The sequence below is a fragment of the Mycoplasmopsis verecunda genome (assembly GCF_033546915.1).
In the GTDB taxonomy this organism is placed as follows: Bacteria; Bacillota_I; Bacilli_A; order Mycoplasmatales; family Metamycoplasmataceae; genus Mycoplasmopsis; species Mycoplasmopsis verecunda.
Map to the genome: position 1 here is coordinate 832562 of NZ_CP137850.1, position 21152 is coordinate 853713.

Annotated in this window: 18 protein-coding genes and 1 tRNA gene; 3 read left to right on the forward strand and 16 right to left on the reverse strand. The window is 27.5% G+C overall.

Features of this window, described 5'->3' with window-relative positions:
- Window positions 1-40: 40 nt before the first annotated feature.
- The gene (locus SAM46_RS03180; protein ID WP_318635580.1) at window positions 41-1690 is read right to left on the reverse strand and encodes an IS1634 family transposase; all 1650 of its coding nucleotides are present in this window, start codon (window positions 1688-1690) and stop codon (window positions 41-43) included.
- Between the two features lie 131 nt (window positions 1691-1821).
- Between SAM46_RS03180 and SAM46_RS03185 the strand changes: the two genes are divergently transcribed.
- The gene (locus SAM46_RS03185) at window positions 1822-1965 is read left to right on the forward strand and encodes a hypothetical protein (protein ID WP_318635581.1); all 144 of its coding nucleotides are present in this window, start codon (window positions 1822-1824) and stop codon (window positions 1963-1965) included.
- 116 nt (window positions 1966-2081) lie between these two features.
- Here SAM46_RS03185 and SAM46_RS03190 read toward each other — a convergent pair.
- From SAM46_RS03190 to secA, 9 genes are all read right to left on the reverse strand, one after another.
- A tRNA-Ile gene (locus tag SAM46_RS03190) sits at window positions 2082-2158 on the reverse strand.
- A gap of 60 nt (window positions 2159-2218) precedes the next feature.
- Entirely contained in the window at window positions 2219-2617 is a 399-nt protein-coding gene (gene rpsI / locus SAM46_RS03195) for a 30S ribosomal protein S9 (RefSeq protein WP_078747281.1), read from the reverse strand.
- A 2-nt stretch (window positions 2618-2619) separates the two neighbouring features.
- On the reverse strand, window positions 2620-3054 hold the full coding sequence (rplM, locus tag SAM46_RS03200) for a 50S ribosomal protein L13 (RefSeq protein ID WP_078747282.1): 435 nt from the start codon (window positions 3052-3054) through the stop codon (window positions 2620-2622).
- Window positions 3055-3239: 185 nt separating this feature from the next.
- Entirely contained in the window at window positions 3240-3920 is a 681-nt protein-coding gene (locus tag SAM46_RS03205; protein ID WP_078747283.1) for a 16S rRNA (uracil(1498)-N(3))-methyltransferase, read from the reverse strand.
- Window positions 3920-5539 carry an ABC-F family ATP-binding cassette domain-containing protein gene (locus SAM46_RS03210; protein ID WP_078747285.1) on the reverse strand — a complete coding sequence of 540 codons (1620 nt, stop codon included), beginning with the start codon at window positions 5537-5539 and terminating at the stop codon, window positions 3920-3922. Before SAM46_RS03210 ends, SAM46_RS03205 begins: the two co-directional genes overlap by 1 nt.
- A 194-nt stretch (window positions 5540-5733) precedes the next feature.
- On the reverse strand, window positions 5734-6816 hold the full coding sequence (locus SAM46_RS03215) for a hypothetical protein (protein ID WP_078747287.1): 1083 nt from the start codon (window positions 6814-6816) through the stop codon (window positions 5734-5736).
- Window positions 6816-8852, reverse strand: a complete 2037-nt coding sequence (locus tag SAM46_RS03220; RefSeq protein WP_078747288.1) for a S8 family serine peptidase — start codon at window positions 8850-8852, stop codon at window positions 6816-6818. The genes SAM46_RS03215 and SAM46_RS03220 overlap by 1 nt, the downstream gene beginning before the upstream one ends.
- 137 nt (window positions 8853-8989) lie before the next feature.
- Window positions 8990-9739: a hypothetical protein gene (locus SAM46_RS03225; protein ID WP_078747290.1), complete on the reverse strand. Its 750-nt coding sequence runs from the start codon at window positions 9737-9739 to the stop codon at window positions 8990-8992.
- A gap of 25 nt (window positions 9740-9764) precedes the next feature.
- Window positions 9765-12584, reverse strand: coding sequence for a preprotein translocase subunit SecA (gene secA / locus SAM46_RS03230; protein ID WP_078747292.1), 2820 nt, complete (start codon window positions 12582-12584; stop codon window positions 9765-9767).
- A gap of 158 nt (window positions 12585-12742) precedes the next feature.
- Between secA and SAM46_RS03235 the strand changes: the two genes are divergently transcribed.
- Complete coding sequence (locus SAM46_RS03235) at window positions 12743-13510, forward strand: hypothetical protein (protein WP_078747294.1); 768 nt, start codon at window positions 12743-12745, stop codon at window positions 13508-13510.
- A 162-nt stretch (window positions 13511-13672) separates the two neighbouring features.
- On the forward strand, window positions 13673-15322 hold the full coding sequence (locus SAM46_RS03240) for an IS1634 family transposase (protein WP_318635582.1): 1650 nt from the start codon (window positions 13673-13675) through the stop codon (window positions 15320-15322).
- 167 nt (window positions 15323-15489) lie between these two features.
- On the opposite strand, the gene hpt is transcribed toward SAM46_RS03240, so the two are convergent.
- From hpt to alaS, 6 genes are all read right to left on the reverse strand, one after another.
- Complete coding sequence (gene hpt, locus SAM46_RS03245) at window positions 15490-16065, reverse strand: hypoxanthine phosphoribosyltransferase (RefSeq protein ID WP_078747112.1); 576 nt, start codon at window positions 16063-16065, stop codon at window positions 15490-15492.
- Window positions 16058-16714, reverse strand: coding sequence for a deoxynucleoside kinase (locus SAM46_RS03250; RefSeq protein WP_078747111.1), 657 nt, complete (start codon window positions 16712-16714; stop codon window positions 16058-16060). Before SAM46_RS03250 ends, hpt begins: the two co-directional genes overlap by 8 nt.
- Window positions 16715-16897: 183 nt before the next feature.
- Window positions 16898-17395 carry a transcription elongation factor GreA gene (gene greA, locus SAM46_RS03255; protein WP_078747110.1) on the reverse strand — a complete coding sequence of 166 codons (498 nt, stop codon included), beginning with the start codon at window positions 17393-17395 and terminating at the stop codon, window positions 16898-16900.
- Between the two features lie 41 nt (window positions 17396-17436).
- Complete coding sequence (locus SAM46_RS03260; protein WP_078747109.1) at window positions 17437-18093, reverse strand: BC85_0335 family putative methyltransferase; 657 nt, start codon at window positions 18091-18093, stop codon at window positions 17437-17439.
- Window positions 18093-18530 carry a Holliday junction resolvase RuvX gene (ruvX, locus tag SAM46_RS03265; protein ID WP_078747108.1) on the reverse strand — a complete coding sequence of 146 codons (438 nt, stop codon included), beginning with the start codon at window positions 18528-18530 and terminating at the stop codon, window positions 18093-18095. Before ruvX ends, SAM46_RS03260 begins: the two co-directional genes overlap by 1 nt.
- A complete protein-coding gene (gene alaS / locus SAM46_RS03270; protein WP_078747107.1) occupies window positions 18518-21142 on the reverse strand; it encodes an alanine--tRNA ligase in 2625 nt (874 codons plus the stop codon). Before alaS ends, ruvX begins: the two co-directional genes overlap by 13 nt.
- Window positions 21143-21152: the final 10 nt, after the last annotated feature.

Sequence of the window (21152 nt, forward strand, 5' to 3'; positions counted from 1 at the left end):
CCCTACAAAATAGAGCTGTATGATTTTTTAATCATAAAAATTACATACATAAAATATTATTTAATGCTTTGTTTACAATTTCATAATCTGATTTATTATCAGAGCTTTTATTTATAAATGTTTTTCTAACAATTTGATTATTTACCAATTCTTCAACCATAACAGCTGATTTTATTGATTCAATTAATCTATTATTTGTAAATTTATCAATTACTCCATATTTATGTAAATATTCATTAACTTTATATAAAGAGTATTTTAAAACTACTAGAGCTAAAAAAACATAATACAAAGTGTCCTCGAATATGTTTATCGCTTCACACATAAATTGGTCTAACATCAAGTGAGCTTTTAATGTTCTGAAGTTTTCTTCTATTTGTCATTGTTTATGATAAATATTTTTTATTTCCTCAGGTGATAAGTCCATTCTTGAAGTTTCATATACATAAATACCATCAAATTTCTTATCTTGTTCAATCTTTTCATAATTAAGAACAAAATTTATAGAGTCATTTGTTTTAAAGAACTTATATTTTTTAATTCCTATTAAATCTTCACCTTTAACAACACCATTTTTGTTTTGTTTTTTAATGAAGTTATTAATTAAAAACATCTCTGTCAGCTTTATCTTTTTTAGCTCTTTTTCACTGAAAGTTACAATTCTTCTTCTTTTATGTCCATTTAATCTCTTTTTATTTCACATTGACGCATATTCTTGTTCTTTATATTTAAATTCACCATTTTCAATTCAATCACTTTCATTAAAAATATATTCTTTAAATTGATTTGAGCCAGCTTTTGCACAATATGAAATTATAAAATCAATTCCTAATTGCTCTAAAAATCTGATGTTTCTGTTTGAAGACATACCTCTATCAGCTATGATGGTGATATTTTTTAACATCATAAGTTTGAGTCATTTTAATGATAAATGGAATCATAGTTGAAGCATCCATTGTATTACCTTTGAAAAGCTCAAAAATGTATAGGAATACCATTTGAATCTGTTGCCATGCCTAATACAACTTAATCCTCTTTGATTTTTTCCATCTTTAGAATAACCCGGAAATCTTAAACCATCTCTTTTGAAAGTTTCAAAATATACAGTTGATGAATCATAAAATACTAATTCAATTTCTCTTTTTGTCTTTTCAGAAATAACTTTGTTAACTCTTTTTAAAATGTCGACTTTATAATCATCGAGTAAATCTAAAACATTATAAAAACTACTTTTTTTTAAGCTTGATTTCACTGATGAAATCATCTTTTTATTGAATGTCTGAATAATGCTGTCAGCTTGTATGATTCTTGAGGAAATAAAATATTCCAATAATTGTTCTAGCTGTTTATGCTTGGTTTTAGGTAGTGAATTAAGTATTTCTAATTCTTTTATAACTGAATATAAGTTTTGAATGCCATAGTTAACTAATCTATTTTCAAAATATCCATTATTTAAAGAATTAATTAATTGTTCTTTTACATATTCTTTTTCAGAGTCAATCGGAATCACCTTTGCATTTTGCTTTAATATATCCAATGCATTAGGATTTAATTTCTCAAGTTCTTCCAAATATCCTAAACCAACAATTCTTTTATATCCTTTTCCAAAACCTAAAGTTTTACAAACTGATAAATATATTTTGTCTTTGTTTTTACTTTTCATTATATGTAACTTAGCTTTACTTTCCATATAATTATTATACCACTTTATGAATGTAATGAATATATAAAAAGTAAAAATTTTTTTGTTGTTTTATACTATGTATAAAAGGCGTCGAAAATTAAATAAAAAGAGCTTCCAACTTGGAAACTCAGGAATTTGTGAATAATAAAGTTACTATTAATGGGTGAACAATAGATAAATACAGCGGTAATTTAATGGTAGAAGTCTTACTTAATTCTCTAGAAAAAGGATATTTAGAAGGTGATAAAAGCATCATTAAAAAGAAATTATTATTAAAGTAATTTGTGTATCTTAGATACGCATTTTATTTTAACTCATATTTATTCAATTAGCTTATAAAAGTGAGAAAAAAGCTTATGCATAAGCATAAGCAATAATAAAGGTCATAAAAATGAAATGGTGCGAACGAATGGACTTGAACCATCGACCTCACGATTATCAGTCGTGTGCTCTAACCAGCTGAGCTACGCTCGCAAGTATGTATGCATATTATACCACACAATAGGTATATGCATACAAAAATTATTAAGTTTATTAACGTTTTGAGAATTGTCTTGCACGACGTGCTGCACGTAAACCTGGTTTTTTACGTTCTTTAGCACGAGCATCTCTTGTAAGCATTCCAGCTGCTTTAAGAGCGGCACGGTAATCAACATTAGCTTCTAATAATGCACGAGCAATACCTAATCTAATTGCTCCAGCTTGCCCGCTAAGTCCTCCACCAGTTACGTTTACACTAACATCAAATGTTCCCATTGTGTCTGTTAAAACAAATGGTTGATTTGCATCTTGTAAATAAATATCAGATGTTAAGTAAGCACGAGCATCACGGTTGTTAATTGTGAATTTACCTGTTCCTGGTGTTAATCTAACACGAGCAACTGATGATTTTCTTCTACCTAAACCACGGTACATTACATTGTTGTTAGCCATAATTATTTAACCTCTAATCTTTCTGGGTTTTGTGCTGCATGTTTGTGTTCTGGTCCAGCATATACAAATAAGTTTCTACGTTGTTTGTTCCCTAATTTTGTATGTGGTAACATACCTGAAACAGCTTTTTCAATTAAAGCGGTTGGTCTTTTAACTCTTAATTTTGCTGCTTGAATTGATTTTAATCCACCAGGATATCCTGAGTGTGAGTAGTAGATTTTGTTTTCTTCTTTGTTTCCTGTTAGAACAACTTTTTCAGCATTGATAATAATAACATTATCTCCCATGTCTGAGTTAGGTGTAAATGTTGGTTTGTTTTTTCCTCTTAATACTGATGCTACTTGTGCTGCTAAACGACCAAGTACTTGACCTTCAGCATCAACAACATATCATTTTTTGTTAGCTTGTTGAGTATTTACTATTGTAGTTTGTCTCATGCTAATCCTCCTACGTTAATATAAATATATGGTTCGGTTAATTTTTTAAATTGCTTATTAATTATAACACACAATATTTAATAAGCTATACAATTTTTGAAGTTATAAAAATACTATAAATAAGTTATTTTTGTTAATTATTATTGTTTTTATGCTTATTCATTAAAGTAATTAATAATAAAACACTATTGAATTTTTATTTGACTTAACAGGTATATAGCAGCTGTTTCAGCTCTTAATATTCTACTTCCTAAAGATACAGCAGATACATTATTTTCCGTTGCAAGTAAAATTTCTTCCTGACTAAATCCCCCTTCAGGTCCAACGATAAATAAAACATTTTCATTTATTGGCTGGGGCAAAGAAACTGATGTAGTAATTTGTTCATGGGCTATAAATTTATTTTCAATATTGTATTTCAATACATCTTTAAATTTAGTTAATGGCGAGATTTCAGGAATATTATTTCTAAATGATTGTTCGGCCGCACTTTTTACAATAGATTTCAATCTATCTAATTTAGCATCAAATTTATTAAATCTAACTAAATCATGCTGAGTATACTGAGTAATGATTGGAATAATTTTACTTACTCCTAATTCGGTTGCTTTTTGTAAAGCTCATTCAAATCTTTCTCATTTAATAACACTAATTGCTAGGACAACTTCAATATTTAATTCATGATTTTGATTTATCTTTTCAATTATTAAAGCTTTATCATCTTGCAAAATGCATTTATAAAATTCATTATTATAAACACAAATAAATTCTTTATCGTTTGCACGGATTACTTTTAAATGTTTTAAAGTATCTTTATCTAAAATAAAATAATTATTTACTTTTTCATTTACAAAGAAACGATTCATTAATCCTCATTCATAATAGCTTCGTAATCTTCAAGAGTTCCTCTAAATAAGAAACTTTTTGTTGGTGATTGAAGTTCTAAAATAACATCAGCACATTGATTGACAAATGCACGGTTATATGTGGTAAAAATTGCTCCACCTTTGAAATTTTTTACACCTTCAATTACAGAGTCAATACTTTCTGCATCAAGGTGATCTAATGGTTGGTCTAAAATAATGAAATTAGATTCAAGTAACATCATACGAGAAAACATTAATCTAGCTTTTTCTCCACCACTTGTTACTTTAACTTTTTTAAATACAGAATCATTGTTAAATAACATACGACCTAAAAATCCACGCATTCTTGCATCATCGTTTTCACGATTTTCTTTTTCTTTATTTTCTAAAGGTCATTTTGATATTCATTCAAGAATTGTTTCATCAGTATCAAAATACTTAGAGTTTTCATTAGGAAAATATGATGGAGTTATTGTTTGACCTCATTCAACAGTTCCACTAGTTGGTTGTGCTATTCCTAATAAACATTCTAGTAATTTAGTTTTTTGAATGTCGTCTTCTCCAACTATAACCATTTTTTCACCTGGTTTTAATGAGAATGAAACTTTTTCAAATACAGTTTCGCCTTTTTCATTTACATATGTTAAATCTTCAACATTTAAAATTTGCTTACCGTGATCACGGTTCATTTCTCAACGAACAAATGGGTATTTTCTATTAGATGGTTTGATTTCATCTAATGAAATTTTTTCTAATGCTTTTTTACGAGATGTAGCTTGACGTGATTTTGATGCATTAGCAGAGAAACGAGCAATAAATTCTTTAAGTTTTTCAATTTGAGCTTCTTTTTTCAGGTTGGATTGCTTCATCATTTCACGAGCTAATTCAGAACTTTGTTTTCAGAAACTGTAATTTCCGGTATAAATTTTTGCTTCATTGTAATCAATATCAACAATATGAGTGCAAATTGCATCTAAAAAATCACTATCGTGAGATACAACAATAACTACATTTGGATAATCAATTAAGAAGTTTTCTAATCATCTAATACTTCTAAGATCTAAGTGATTAGTTGGCTCATCCATTATTAAAATGTCAGGATTTCCAAATAGTGCTTTAGCTAATAAAACTTTAATTTTTTGATTAGCTGTTAATTCTCTCATTGGAACTTCTCATTTATCTTTTGGTATATGTAAATTAGCTAGTAATTCTTGTGCATCGTTTTCTGCAGTTCATCCACCGAGCATTCCAAATTTCTCTTCTAAATCTGCTGCTCTTTCATAATCTTTATCTGTAGCATCTGGATTCATATAAATCGCATCTTTTTCTTCTTTAATTTTATATAAATCAGTATTACCCATAATTACAACTTCAGTTACATTCATATCATCATATGCATTATGATCCTGTGATAAAACAGAAATACGTTTATTTTTCTCTATTAATATATTTCCACCTGATGCTTCAATATCTCCCGCGATGATTTTTAAAAATGTTGATTTACCAGCACCATTTGCTCCGATAATTCCATATGTATTACCTTCAGTAAATTTTAAGTTAACATTTTCAAAAAGTTTTTTGTCACTAAAGATTTTGCTTAAATTTTGTACTTCGATCATTTGTCCTCCATGTTATTAAATAGTTGCTTTATTATAATTGAAAATAGCCATAATATTAAAAAAACCTTCAATAATGAAGGCGATAACATCATGAGTTACTCACTCTCGATGTCGGCTCGGTTATATTATAACACGAGTTTTTTTATATTTAATTTATTTATGGTACTAAAAATTAGTAATATAAGATTTTTTTATTAATAAATGAATATTGCATTGTATAAATCAGGTTTTTTTTCTTTCATATCTCGAGATAAAACCTTAAAGGTGTAATATACATTGCCTCTTTTATTAAATCAATGCTCAAAATCATTTAATGATTTATCTAATAATTGAAATGCATCATTATCTCGTGAATATATGATTTTGATATCACCATATTTATTTATTGAATAAAAACTCATTAAAGCACTTAATATTTGATACATATTATTATAACTATTTACATGAACCATTCCTAAATGAGGTAATAAAATAATTTTATTTTTAAATGTCATTTTTGTATATTTATTTGGTGCAAGATCATAATCATCTGGTTTCTCATATAAGATAGATTGATAAGGATAGAATAAAGGAGGGGTATTATTTATGTAAATAGTTTGTGGTTGATCGTTGTCTATTTCAAAAAATTTTTTGTTCTTTGAAGCTATAAGCAATAATGAAATGATTTCTCACATTTTTTGCACATTTTCATCATCAAATGTAATGACATTAAATTTATTAAATATATCTGTATATAAGATTGGTTGATCGCTATTGTAATTTGTTTTTAATGAGTTTATATTTTTCATCATAAACTTTAATGTTAATAATTCCAAGGTAGTGATTTTATCTTGTTGTAATAGTTTTTGAACCCCTGTTATTGTGCTATTATTACTTATGCCAATAGATAATTCATGTCCCTTAAGAGAATTATTTATTAGTTTGTTTATTGATGATGGTTTTTTAAAAATAGTTAATAATAATTCGACATCACTGTTTTCTAATATATTTGTAGAAACTTCTTTAAGTAATTCATCAATATTTTTCTTAGTCGATGTATTAAACATTGAATTTATAAATTCATTTAATACTTTGCTGTAATACTCGACATCATCAACTCTTTTGCTTATATTATCCTTATTGATATATGCACGTAAATAAGGTTGAATATTTGATTCACCAACTTTTGTGATTTCATCTGGTTGTGATTTCTCATTGTGCTGTGAATTGCTACACTGTGAAGCAATTAAAGGTAATGTTGTAATTAAAGACGATGATAACAATATTCATTTTTTCATTATTTACCTCCTGCTATCATTACAGGATCTGTTTCCTTGATGCATTGAATATATAGTTCAGCAGCATTCTGATATATTTTTCATCTATCATCTGCTGATTTAAAATTGAATATTTTTTCAATAAATTCTCTAAGCTCTTTTAATTGTGGAAGCTTTATTGTTATTCGAACATCCTTTAATACTTCATCTTCATTATAAACATAATCTGAATATAAATCAAATTCAACTTTCTCAATATATGAGTTATCGGAATTAGAAACTAAATTCTTTTTGTAGTCTCTTGTATAAATATAAAAGTAGTTATATGTATGATAGAATGGATACCTAAATTCAATATCTGCTTGCACATGTAAATCAAAAATGTTGTTTCTCATCATTTTTTCTTTTTTGCTTGAAAAGTAAGATATTAATGCAACTGATACATCATTATCCATTTTTTTATTTTTTAATTTTTCAATAAACATTTCATAAGTAAAATGTTTAAATGCTATTACTACTTGGTTTGTGAAATCTGTTTCATGTCATAAACGTTTCGGATTTTCTGATAAATCTATTGTTTCATCATTATAGAAAATATCTTCTGCATACATTTTATCTTTAAATTTTGTAATATATCAATTATCTGAGTAATATGACATTGTTCTATAATTAGGAACACCAAAACCTATTTTTACTTTTGCTCCATTACTGTGTTTTGAACCGTTATCAGTCTCTCATGTTTTCCCTGCGCTTGCTACTAGTAATGCTGATGCTTCAGTGTTTGATAGAGATTTTGATTTATTTGATTGCAATAATGATAATAAACCAGTTATCATTGGAGCAGACATACTTGTTCCTTGAAAATCTCTTAAATATTCAACAAACGCTTTATTCGGTGCAAAATTTGCTGTTTTATTAAATACATCCATTCTTTTATGGTCTTTTATATTTTTGTCATCATTTATGTATGAATCTCCATATGCACTAATTAATGGTAATGTTTCTGATTCTAAACCATGTGAGCTGAATGCAGAGGCTTTATTTTCATATGTTACTGAACCGACAAATATTATGTTTCCATAGTCCTTATAATCAATATATTTATTAAATGCATTTTTTACTTTATCTAAAAACGCACCTTTTTTTGTATACAATTCTCATATTATTCCGAAATTATCATATACAAAATGATCTATATCAGATTTTTGAAACATATCAGCTTCATAATCCGAGATAAAGTATCTATATCAATCTTTAGGATATCCAATAAAATCTTCTAATAACATTTCATCATTTCCCGCTGAAATAACAAAAATCATGTCATCTTCTATAATATACTTATGAAAAATTCTGCTAAATCTTGAAAAAACTTCTTCCAAAACAGATTCATTTGTATTAATTTTTTTTATGAAATTAATAGCTCGAAATAAATCAAACACAAAATCCTCATATGCATTATTTTCCATATCCTCAACTTCATATTCACTAAACATTAATGGTAATAGAACTTCAGAAAATAATCCGAGACTTAAATTAACAATTTTTACATTGTTTTCTTTCATATATTCAATAGATTCTACTAATTTATCTAAATTATCTTTCGTATGATCCTTATAGTTTAGTGCAGCAAAATATATATTAGCATTAGGATTTATACCCATATCTGTTCCAATAATTGATGCAACAGAAGCTGCATGATAATCTTTTTTGAAGTAATTTTTTTGCATTTTATTAAAAGTAAAATTAGGATTTTTAGACATTAATAAGTTTTCATCAATATCATTTACTTCAATAATTCCAACTTTATCACTATCAGATTTTTCTGATTTATATGTGATATTTTCTTGTTCATCTATACCTAATCGATGATAATATGCTTTATACATATTAGTCAATTCATTGTACAAATTTTCATCCATTGATAAATTTGAATTTTTATTTAATTTAATTGTAGTAGATACGTTGCTTGCGGCAGCCACCATTGGTGTGGTTAAAGCAATTGGTGGCATAACACCTATTGCAGTGAATAAAAATTTCTTTTTTAATTTGTTTTTCATTTTATTTACCTCGTTTTTATTTTTATTTATATATAAAAATTATATTAATTTTTATTTTGATTTTTGCAATATGCTATCAAAATGTGGAACAAATCTGGAACAAAAAATTCGTCGCAAGGACGAATCTTTCTTTTTTACTATAATCTGTTTTTGAATTCTACAAAGTAATCAACATAGTCAAGAGCAACTTTGTGTAATGTGTAGCATTCACATTCTTTTGTATCTACTGCTACATTTTCGACTGTGCATTCTGCTTCTTTTGAAGGACATGTTCCATCACAAACTTCTTCTTTTGTGTCGCATGATTCTCCACACATCTCTTCTTTCGGGCATTTTTCGTTGCAAGCTTCTTCTTGAGCTAATTTTTGTTGATAAGCAAGAATTGCACATTGTGATTTCTTAGCATCAACATGTCTTTTAACTGTATTAGCATTTTCATTTGCTTTACAGTTACCACCACAACATGCTCCACCAATTGGTTCCATAACATTTTCTTCTCTTGTTTCCATAGATAAGAATTCATCATGATTATCTTCAACAACTTTTTCTACAACATCTTCCATTTCTTTTGTTCCTAGATAATCTTGCACCATTTCTTCTTCTTTTTCTTCTTCACAACCACATTTATTATCACAATTACATGTACATTCTTCTTTGTTTTCACATGTACAACTTGTTTCACATTGTGCTTTACATTCTATTTTTTCGATTAATTCATCAATGTTAATTGGTTCATTTTGTTTGATTTTTTCAATAATTACATCCTCTGAGACACTTTCGTGTACTGGGACTTGGTTGAATAATTGAAATTCTTCTTCTGTTAAGCCTCATTGTCTAACGTGCTTACAGTTTCTGAAATTTCTTGAACATCTAAGACATCTTTTCATTATTTCTCCATTCTAAATAACTCTATTATTGAGTTACATATTTAATTATAAATTTTCTAGGTCTGCGAGCAAACCGTCTATTAGGATAAAGTACATTGGCACGATTTATCTTGTGCTGATTATCCTTTTTTATGGAGTTTTCCATATATAAATTATATGTTTTTTCCATGTTTTTATTTACAAAATTATTTGATTTTAAACTAGCTTCATCAAGAGATTTTACCGAGATATTATTATTAATATCTTGTTCTAAAAAGCTTGTTTCTTGGGATGCATTTTGCAATTCTATCTCTGCATCTTGCATTGCTTGTTGCATTGCTTGCATTTCTAATTCTTTTTCTTTTTCAATCTCTTCTAATCTACGTTTAATTGAATTATAAACATCAATTAATGTTTGTTCTTGCTCTTCTATTGAACGGAACGGATCCATCGGAATAGTTGATATAACTTGTTGGAATATAGGGTCTGATCTCATTTCTTTTGTAATCAATGATTTCATTCCGATTCTGTTTGAAAATATTCTTAATAAAACACCATATGCTATATCATCTACCATTGCATCGAAAGCTTTAGTCCCTTCTTCAGTGTAAATTTGATATGGATTCTTTTGTGAATATTGCACTAAATTAACATTTGAACGTAACTTATCCATTTTATTGATATGGTATTGTCATTTTTCATCAAGTGTTTGTAATATAGTATTTTTTAATAATGTTAAAATTTCTGTTTCACTTGAGTTTTCAAAAGCATTTTCTTGTCATTGTTTATATACTGTTAAAACTATGTTAGCAATATATTCAGGTAAGTCACTTTCATGTACTTTTGATATTTCATGTAAGTCAAAATTAAATTTAATTAAACTTCCGATGTTCTCGTTTAAGAAAGTAACAAGTGCATTGTAATTATATGTATTATTATGTAATCTATATTCACCTCTACGTACAATACTTCTAGCTGCCGAAGCTATCATTCTTTGCACAATGAAAATAATATCTTTACTATATAAAATTAAGTCACGTTGAGCATATATTAAATCACGTTGTTGTCTAATAACATCATCATAATTAAGGACTGATTTACGTGAATCATAATTAAATCCTTCAATTTTTTTCTGAGCATGATTGAAAGCGAAACGAAGCTGTTTATTTGTAACTTCTTTACCTTTAGAATCTGCATAAGCTTCTCTAAAGCTTTCGTAATTTGCAAACCTTTGCATTAATTGGTCATCAATTGAAACATAAAACTTACTAATTCCGATATCACCTTGACGTCCAGAACGTCCTCTTAATTGGTTATCGATTCTACGAGACTCAGCTTTATCTGTACCTAAAACATATAATCCACCGCGTTGCAATGCTTCGTCTGTTGGTTTTATGTCTGTTCCACGGCCGGCCATGTTGGTTGCTATCGTTACAGAACCAACTTCTCCAGCACGCGAAATAATTTCAGCTTCAGAAGCATTTTGCTTAGCATTAAGAACTGTGTGTGGAATTCCACGATTAATTAGCATTTTGTGAACTATTTCAGAATCTTCAATTTGAGCGGTACCCACAAGCACTGGTTGACCTTTTTGATATAGTTCAACAATTTTTTCTACTACAGCATTTCATTTGTCTTGAGCGGTAGCAAAAATTGAATCTGGTTCATCAATTCTAGCAATTGGCTTATTAGTTGGAACAACATTTACGCGCATATTGTAGATATCAATGAATTCTTGTTCTTCAGTTTTTCCAGTTCCAGTCATTCCACATAATTTCTTGAACATTCTGAAGAAGTTTTGATAAGTAATGGTTGCTAGAGTCTTAGTTTCTGGTTCGATTTCAACCATTTCTTTAGCTTGAATAGCTTGTTGTAACCCTTCTGAATAACTACGTCCATCCATAATACGTCCAGTGAAAGCATCAACTAATTCAATTTTTCCTTCACGAACAATGTATTCAACATCAATTCTCATTATTTTGTGTGCTCTTAGAGCATTTTGCACTAAGTGAACTGTTTCAGAGTTTTCAATGTTGTAAAAATTAGGTGTGTGATAAAACTTATTAGCTTTTTCAATACCAGCATGAGTTAGAGTAACTGCTTTTGATTCTTCATCAATTAAGTAATCATTTTTATTTAAAGTTCTAACAAATTGGTCAGCTGCAAAATATGATGATGTATCTTCTGCATCTCCACCAGAAATAATTAAAGGAGTTTTAGCTTCATCAATTAAAATTGAATCGACCTCGTCAATTAAACAAAATTGCAATCCTCTTTGTACTTTTTCTGAACCATCTTTAACCATATTATCTCTAAGATAATCAAATCCTAATTCAGAGTGCACAGAATAAGTAATATCTGCTGCATATGCTTTTCTTTTATCAAATGGATTCATTTGAGCTTTATTAATTCCAACTGTTAATCCTAAGAAGTTAAATACTTGCCCCATTTCCAAGGCATCACGTTCTGATAGATACTCATTAACTGTTGAAACAATAGCTCCTTTTCCTAATAAAGCATTTAGATAAACTGGAGCAATAGAGGTAATAGTTTTTCCTTCTCCTGTTTTCATTTCAGCTACAGAACCCAAATCAAGAAGTAATCCACCTAGAATTTGAACATCATAAGGACGTTTTCCTAGTATTCTTTTTGTCGCTTCTCTAGCTACTGCGAAGGCATCATTACGAATATCATTTAATGTATAACCTTTAGCTAATAAATCTTTAAAGAATTGAGTTTTAGATTTCAATTCTTCATCAGTCATTTTTTCAACTATTGGTTCTAATTGATTTATTTTCTTTAAAGCTTTTTCAGCAATTCTCATTTCTGTTGTTTTAAAATCAAAAATCTTACTTAAGTTACTCATAGTTTTTAAATTATACTTGCTTTTTTATTAAAAATAAAAAAGAATACTACAAAAATAAGCTAGAAAATTAATTTTTGTAGTATTCAAATACATCATTATTCAAGTTATATAAATTAGCAAAAGTTTATAATTTAAATACTTATTCAAGAGGAATATTTATGAGAGACAAATCGACTATTTTACACAATAAAATTAAGCAATTAAAAATGCTTAATTGAGCTTTTGCGATATTTATAATTTGCTTTATTTATGTTGCTTCACTGTGACCAGTTGCTCAATTATCAAGCAATGAAAAAGCTAACTTATATGAAAATGAAACTCTATTTGTATTATTTATTTTATCAATGGTATGAATTGGAATTTTATTTCCATATGCTATCTACATAATATATGAATCGTTTATGTATGTAGCTTTAAATAAATTTATTAAAAAGAATGAGCCGTTTAGATCCTTATTAACTCGATGAGTAGATGTAAAACTAAATGACAGTGATATGAAAATCATTAACAAATATTTTATGGCTAATCAAGACGATTTTACATTTGATCAATATATAAGAACTAATCAATATTTAAATATTAAGAATTGGAAACTCAAATTAGCAATTCGACTAATTTATAATTTACAAATAATAATTCTATTTCTATTTTTCGCTATAGCTTCTAGATATATGACTACAAAAGCGCCAAATAGTAGATTCAATACTATTTTTGTCGTACTCATTGGAATATTTATTGTTTTAATTGTCCTATCATATAGTTTCAAAATCATAAATATATACATTTATTGTGCGCAATTTCATAATGAAAAAATCAAAACCTCAACTAATATATTTGTTGCTTTTTGCAAAAGATTTCCTTTCACATTTTGAAAAGACAAGTTTTGATTCGCTTTTGAAGATGAAAAATTTGATAGTCCTAAATAAGTGTTTACTACTTTCTCCTGAGTTTCCAAGTTACGGACTCAAAATATTGATTTTAGAAATTAAATAAGATTTCATATACCTTTGGTATATGGAATTTTTCATATCCCATAAATTATTCATTTTTTTACTTGTATTACTTGTATAATATGATAAAATAGGAGTATGGAAAGTAAATTTATAGTCATAAAACATAAAAGAAAAGACCATACATATATTTCGATAGCCACATCAAATGGATATGGAAAAGGTTATAGTAATCAAATAGGATTAGGAAGATTGGAAAAATTACAAGAATTAAATTCAAATCCTATTAATGTAATTAAAAATTCAATAAAGAATTTATCAATAAGTGAATCAAAAGACAAAATTAAACAAGCAATTATGTTTGATTTAAATAGTTCAAAGTCTGAAACATATAATATTAATTACGGAATTAATCTTCTTTATGATTTAATTGATAAATTTGAAATATTTAGTGCATTACCAAAAACAAGACATAAAGATTTAAACAGATTACTAAAGTACACAGTTTCATCAAGAATTTTGAATGCAGATAGCTTAATTTCTACATATAAAAATAAGTTTCAATACCAAAATACACCAGATTATAAAAAATCTAGTTATTACACATTGCTTGATATTTTGAACAACAATGAAAGCAAAATTCTTAAACAATTAAACGAAAAAATAACAAAGAATACATCTAGAAATATTGAATTAGTTTTTTATGATTCTTCAACAGCTTATTTTGAAAGTTTTAGAAGAACAGGTTTGAGATATCCTGGTTATTCAAAAGATGGTAAATTTAAAGAAGATCAAGTTGTTATTGGTTTAGCAACAGATGAAAATGGGATTCCGATTCATTACAAATTATTTAAAGGTAATACAACAGATTCAAAAACATTTATTCCTTTTGTAATAGAAATGAGCAAAATTTATAACATAAAAAATGTAACAATAGTTGCTGACAAAGGAATGTCTGTAACTGCAAATTTAAGATTTTTAGAACAAAAAGGTATAGATTATGTTATTTCATACAGATTAAAATCAGGTCCAAAAGATTTTAAAGAATATGTTTTAAACGAAACTGATTATATAGGAACTGAAGAATTTAAATATAAGGAACAAACAGTAGCATCTTTATATAACAAAAAGAGACCTAATGGTCATCAGAGAAGAAAAATCATAACATATAGCAGGAAACGAGCTTTAAAAGATAAAGCTGATAGAGATATATTGATTAATAATTTCAATAAATTAAAAAATAAAGATGGTTATGTAGAAGGTTCAAAGTTATTAGGCCACAAAAAATATAGATTCTTTAAAAGAAATGGTGATGCACGATACGAATTAGATTTAATCAAGCTAAATGAAGATAAACAATTTGATGGATTTTATATTTATGAAACATCAAGAAGAGATTTATCAGCACAAGAGATAGTGGAAATTTATGCAAAGCAATGACAAATAGAAGAAAACTTTAGAACTTTAAAAAATTCACTTGAAGTTAGACCTATGTATGTATGAACTGATGCACATATAAATGGACATTTCTTGTTATGTTTTATTTCATTAGTTATTTTCAAATATTTGCTGTATACAATAAATAAATCATTAAATGATTATGGTGTTATAGATAAATTTACAAATAAAAGAACAATAGAAGCGATAAAATCTGCACAAAAATTTGTAAAAGTTGTAGATGGTAATGTTGTAGACGAAATTTACATAAAAAATAGTGAAAATAATTCATTAATACAAGATTTTGAACTAATAAAAACGATATTTAATAAATTTGTACAAGTAATTTAGAGCATGAAAAAACGAACAAGTCTATACGGTAGAAATGTTCGTTTTTTATTCCGTTATAACTTGGAAACTTAGGAAAATTTGATAGTCCTAAATAAGTGTTTACTACTTTCTCTAAGGAATAAAAGTAAATTAAAAATGAGAACATAGCTGTCTCATTTTTTCATTATTTACTTAATAAAACTTTGATCAAATACTCCAATGTAAGGTAGGTTTCTTAATTTTTCATCGTAATCTAAACCAAATCCCACAAGGAATTCATCAGGAACAATAAAACCATGATAATCTGCTTCGAAATCTACTTTACGATTATATGGTTTATCCATTAAAGTAATAACTTTTAAGCTTTTTGGATGTCTATGTTGTAACATTGTACATACTTTTTGTAAAGTTATCCCACTATCAATAATATCTTCAACAATTAAGACATCTTTTCCTTCAATATCATTTGCTAAATCCATTATGACTTTTACACTACCACTACTTGCATGTCCACCAGCATAAGTACTTACCGTCATAAAATCAAGTTTATGATCTACTTCAACATCTTTGATTAATTGTGCTAAAAAAGGTATTGAACCTTTTAATAATGCAACTATGATTAAATCTTGTGATTCCTTATATGTTTCATTAACTCAATTAGCACAATCTAAAATCTTATCTTCAATAAATTCACGGTCAAATAATACCTTTTTTACCATTGGATGCATTTTAGTATTTTTCTTTTTGTTAAATATTTTAAGCATGATTTTCTTTATACTCCTTGATTAATTTAACCGCTTTAGTAAAAACTTGTTCTTCAGTTAAATTATTAGTATCAATAATAGCATATTTTATATTATATGCATCAGCTATCTTAATAAAGGCATCTTTATATACTTCGTATAATTCCTTAAAATAAGCTTTATTTGTCTCGTAGTTATCAATTTCGACTTTTCTACCACGCGCAAATAATCTTTTTGCAAAGTTTTCATATGTAACATCAAGGAAGATAACAAATTCCGGCAATTCCTTTTGCGACACTAATGCTTTAAACAATGCATCATATGCTTTCATTACTTTTTTAGGTAAATTTTTCAAATTAACTAGAGCAAAAACATAATGTTCTGCACTAAAACGATCTAAAAATAAGAAATCTTCTTTAGCATTTAATCCCATTTCATTAAATTTTGCTATTGCTTTATCAACATTAGCTAAGTGATTTTCTACTACATAAGCTTGAAATGATAAATCTAAATTAGGTCTCTTTTGATAAAATCAATCTAACATTGTAGTAAAAACCTCATCATTTTCTGAATATTCTTCTAATAGTATTGAGTTTGAGTAATGTTGAAGTAATTTAGTTGTTAATGTACTTTTTCCGCTACTTATCATTCCTGAAATTCCAATTATCATATATCCTCCTGAATTATTATTTTGCTTATTATAAACCATTTTATTTACTGAATTTGAAAAAAGCAAATTAAGATATATTTTGATTATATTAATGAATTGCTTTTTGATACTAATATCACTATGACATAGGTAAATTAAATTGTTTGTGTAATAGGATTTTTTCTAATAAATAAAAAAATTTAGCTATACGCTAAATTCCACACTATTAATTTGAATATTATATTTTGTAGCTGTATTTACTTCAACAACAGCTCCAACTTTTTGTCCTAGCATAGCAACCGCAAGAGGACTTTTGTTTGAAATTTTACCATCAAAAGGATCTGCATCGTGAACACCCATGATTGTTACTCTTTTTCTTTCACCTGTTGCTTCTACTGTGAATTCAACAGTTGATCCGATTGTAACAACTTCTTGAGCTTGCTGTCTTTCATTTCCTTCGATTAAAACAGCATTATCAATAATTTGTTCTAATTCAGAAATACGGCCTTCAATAGCTCCTTGCTTGTCTCTGGCTGCATCATATTCAGCGTTTTCTGACAAGTCACCTTGTGCTCTAGCTTCTTTTAAGGCAGCTTGCACAGCTGGTCTTTCAACATTAATTAAATATTCATATTCTTTTTTGTATTTATCTAATGTTTCTTGAGATAAATAAACTTTTCTTAATTGTTCATTATTTGACATAAAAATCCTCTTTTCAATTATTTATTATATTTTACCTTAAATTATTTTTTTACAACAAAAAGATATTTAGAACTTAAGAAAGAAACCTCATATCTTATATCTGTCATTTTTAGGTAGCTTAGTAATCTTTTTATTTCACTTCTAGGATTGCTAAACGCAACAAGAATCATACCTTTATCCATTAATTTATTAAATCTATCAAAAATATCATTGATATCTTCTTGTGAATGCATTATAACTAAACAATCTAAATCAACACTATCATCATATGTTTTAATAAGATTTGGTACATGCTCTGGAAAACGATTTTGGATATCTTGTAATTGATCATAATTTGTTTCATTATAGTAAACATATGTATTTGCTTTAACTTTTGAAGCAATTGCAACTACGGGAAATAAATCATTATTATTTATAACTAAAACATTTTTGTAATTATTTATATAAACAGTATTAATAATACCTTCTACATCAATATCATTAGCTTTTGATTTTAAGTAATCTTTCACAGGAAATGGTAATTCACCAATATCATTTCTCATTGAATTAATTTGTATCATTGCTTCTTCTTGAGTTTTTTTCAATATTTTAGCACGATATTTTTTAACTCATATTTGCATTCCGATATAAATTCCAAATGCAATAACTGCTATTATAACAGCAGATATTCCTAATGCTAATTTAACTTCATATGACATTATTTACCTCACTTGTTTCGATAGTAATCTAAATAATCTTGCAAAATTATTAAAGCTGCAAGCTTATCTTTATGTGTTTTTCTTTTTTGTTGAGTTAATCCAGCTTGCATCATTGCTTCATTAGCTCTTTTAGTCGAATATTGCTCATTTACTAATAACACAGGTAAATTAAGTTCATTTTCTAATTTTGTTTTAAAATTCTCAACCATGTAAGTACGTTCGCTTTTGTCTCCACTGATCTTTAGTGGATATCCTAAAACAATTCCATCAATTTTACCTTTATATTGTTCTAAATAATATTTCACTCGGTCTAGTGCTGAATCAAAATTATTTTCTTCGAACAAATAGTTTTCTAAAGCGGTTGCAATAATTTCGCTTTCATCGGTTATGGCAAATCCACAACTTTTAATACCTAAATCAAGTCCTAATTTTCTCATGTTAACTCATTTTGAATAAAGTCAAGTAAATCATTAGTAGAAGCTACTTTACCCATTGATAAAATAGCATTTCCACCACCACGACCATTTAGATGTTTGAATAATTGTTGTGCTATAGCATTTGAATTATATTGCTTAGAAGCTACTACTAGCATAGAATTTGCATCACTTGACGTAAGTACAACTAAAATATCATTATGTTTTTCTCTTAATGTAGAAGCTACTGTTTTAATATTAGCTTTATCTACATCTTGATTTATATAAAGTTTGTGACCATTAATATCAAGAAATTCAATATTTTCATAATCAAATTCAAAATTATTAGCTAAATCTTTTTGGATTTGCTTATTATCTTCTCTTAATTTTTCTAATGTGGCATTTAAATAATCAATTGCTTGTTCTTTATCTTCTGGAATATTTAATTCATATGTATAGTCTTTATTTAATTTAGCATTCTTATCAAGCATTTTTTCAACTTCAACAAGTAATTTATCAACTTCTTCTTCGAGGTACTCATTTACTAAAGTGTTTGATGAAATAGCTCTAATTCTATAAATGCCTGCAGCTTTTTTATCAACATTAGTAATCTTAAAGTTTTCTAATTTTGCAGTATTTGATAAATGTGTTCCACCACATAAATCAGCTGTAATTCCATCGAATTTAACAATACGAACATTTTGCGGATTCATATATTCTGACTCTTCTAAAGTCATAATAGCACCCATTTCTTTCGCTTGTTCAGTAGTCATATTTAAATAATCACGTTTTGCATCTTTCGCAATGTATTCTCTAACTAATTTTTCAACTCTTCTAATTTCTTCATCAGTTGGTTTAGTATCAGCTGGCATATCAAATGTTAAACGCTCTTCATTATTATCTGAACCCAATTGTTTAATTTGATCACCTAGCACAGTTCTTAGAGCGCAAAACATTAAGTGAGTTCCTGAGTGATTACGTTCTAATCCAAGACGAATTGTCTCGTCGACAAAACATTCTACTGGTAAATCATTTTCAATATTACCTTCAACTTTATGAATATGGTTTCCAAATTTATCTTTGAATACATCTAGGATTAAAATTTTATTATTTCCTTGTTTCATGTATCCACGATCATGTTTTTGTCCACCACTTGTCGCATAAAAAGGAGTTTCTTTTAAAACAACATAAGAAATTCCGTTACCTTTTGTAATTTCTTTTTCAGTATCTAATAAGTATAAGATTTCAGAAACATTATGAGTTGTCTCATAACCAACGAATTTATCTACTTTTGATTTTAAAATAGTTAATGAATTAATTACTTTATCCATACCAGAAAGTTTTGTATTTCTTGATGCATCAGCATGCTCTTTTTTAGCTTTTTCATAGCAATCATAATCAATATCAATATTCTTTTGGGCTAATATTTCAGCAGTTAATTCTACAGGGAAACCGTATGTTTCAAATAATTTAAATGCTACATCACCAGGGAATATTGCAATTTCATCTTTTAAGTAATTTTCAAGTAAGTTTCTACCATTTTCAATTGTTCTAGAAAAGGTAATTTCTTCATCTTTAATTATTTGCTTAATAGGTTCAACATCATATTCAAAAGGTAAAGTATTTTTTACCACACCGACTAATTTATATAAGAAGGTATCATATATTTTTAGTTGCATTGCTTTATATACACTTCTACGAATTAATCTTCTTAAAATGTATCCACGTCCAACATTAGAAGGCTTAGCTCCATCAGCTATTGCATTAGTTACAGTTCTCATATGATCAGCAATTACTTTGAAGCATGAGTTAATAAACATTTGTTCCGGCTCTTTAGTAAAGTAATTATTAATATCATATTTAAATTCAGTATATTTTTCAATTTCATGAATGATAGGTAAGAATAAATCAGTATCAAAGTTAGTTGGAGCATCTTGCATAATTGAAACAATTCTTTCAAGTCCGGCCCCAGTATCGATATTTTTTTGTTTTAATTCTGTATATTGTCCCTCACCATTTGAGTTATATGTTGAGAAAACAATATTTCAAATTTCAATATATCTGTCATTTTCAATATCTTCTTTTAGTAACTCTAATCCACGATTGTCATATTTTTCCCCACGGTCATAGAAAATTTCAGTATTTGGACCACAAGGACCTGAACCTACTTCTCAAAAGTTAGTTTCTTTAGATCCTGGTATCATGTGATCTTCACTAAATCCATTAGACATTCATTCATTTTTAGTATCTAAATCTTCATAGTAGTAAGTAAAATATAATTTTTCTTTATCTAACTTTAATACATCTAATAAGAATTCTGAAGCAAATGCAATAGCTTCTTTTTTGAAATAATCCCCAATTGAAAAGTTACCCAACATTTCAAAAAATGTATGATGACGTGCTGTAATACCAACATTTTCTATATCATTAGTTCTAATTGCTTTTTGTGAGTTTGTTAATCTTTTGGCTGGAGCAACTTTTTTACCAGCAAAATAATCTTTTAAAGTAGCTACACCACTATTAATTCATAGTAATGATGGATCATTTTGTGGAACTAAACTTTTTGAAGGAACAATAAAATGCCCTTTTGATTCAAAAAATGATAATCATTTTTCTCTAATTTCTTTTGAATTCATGTTAACCTCT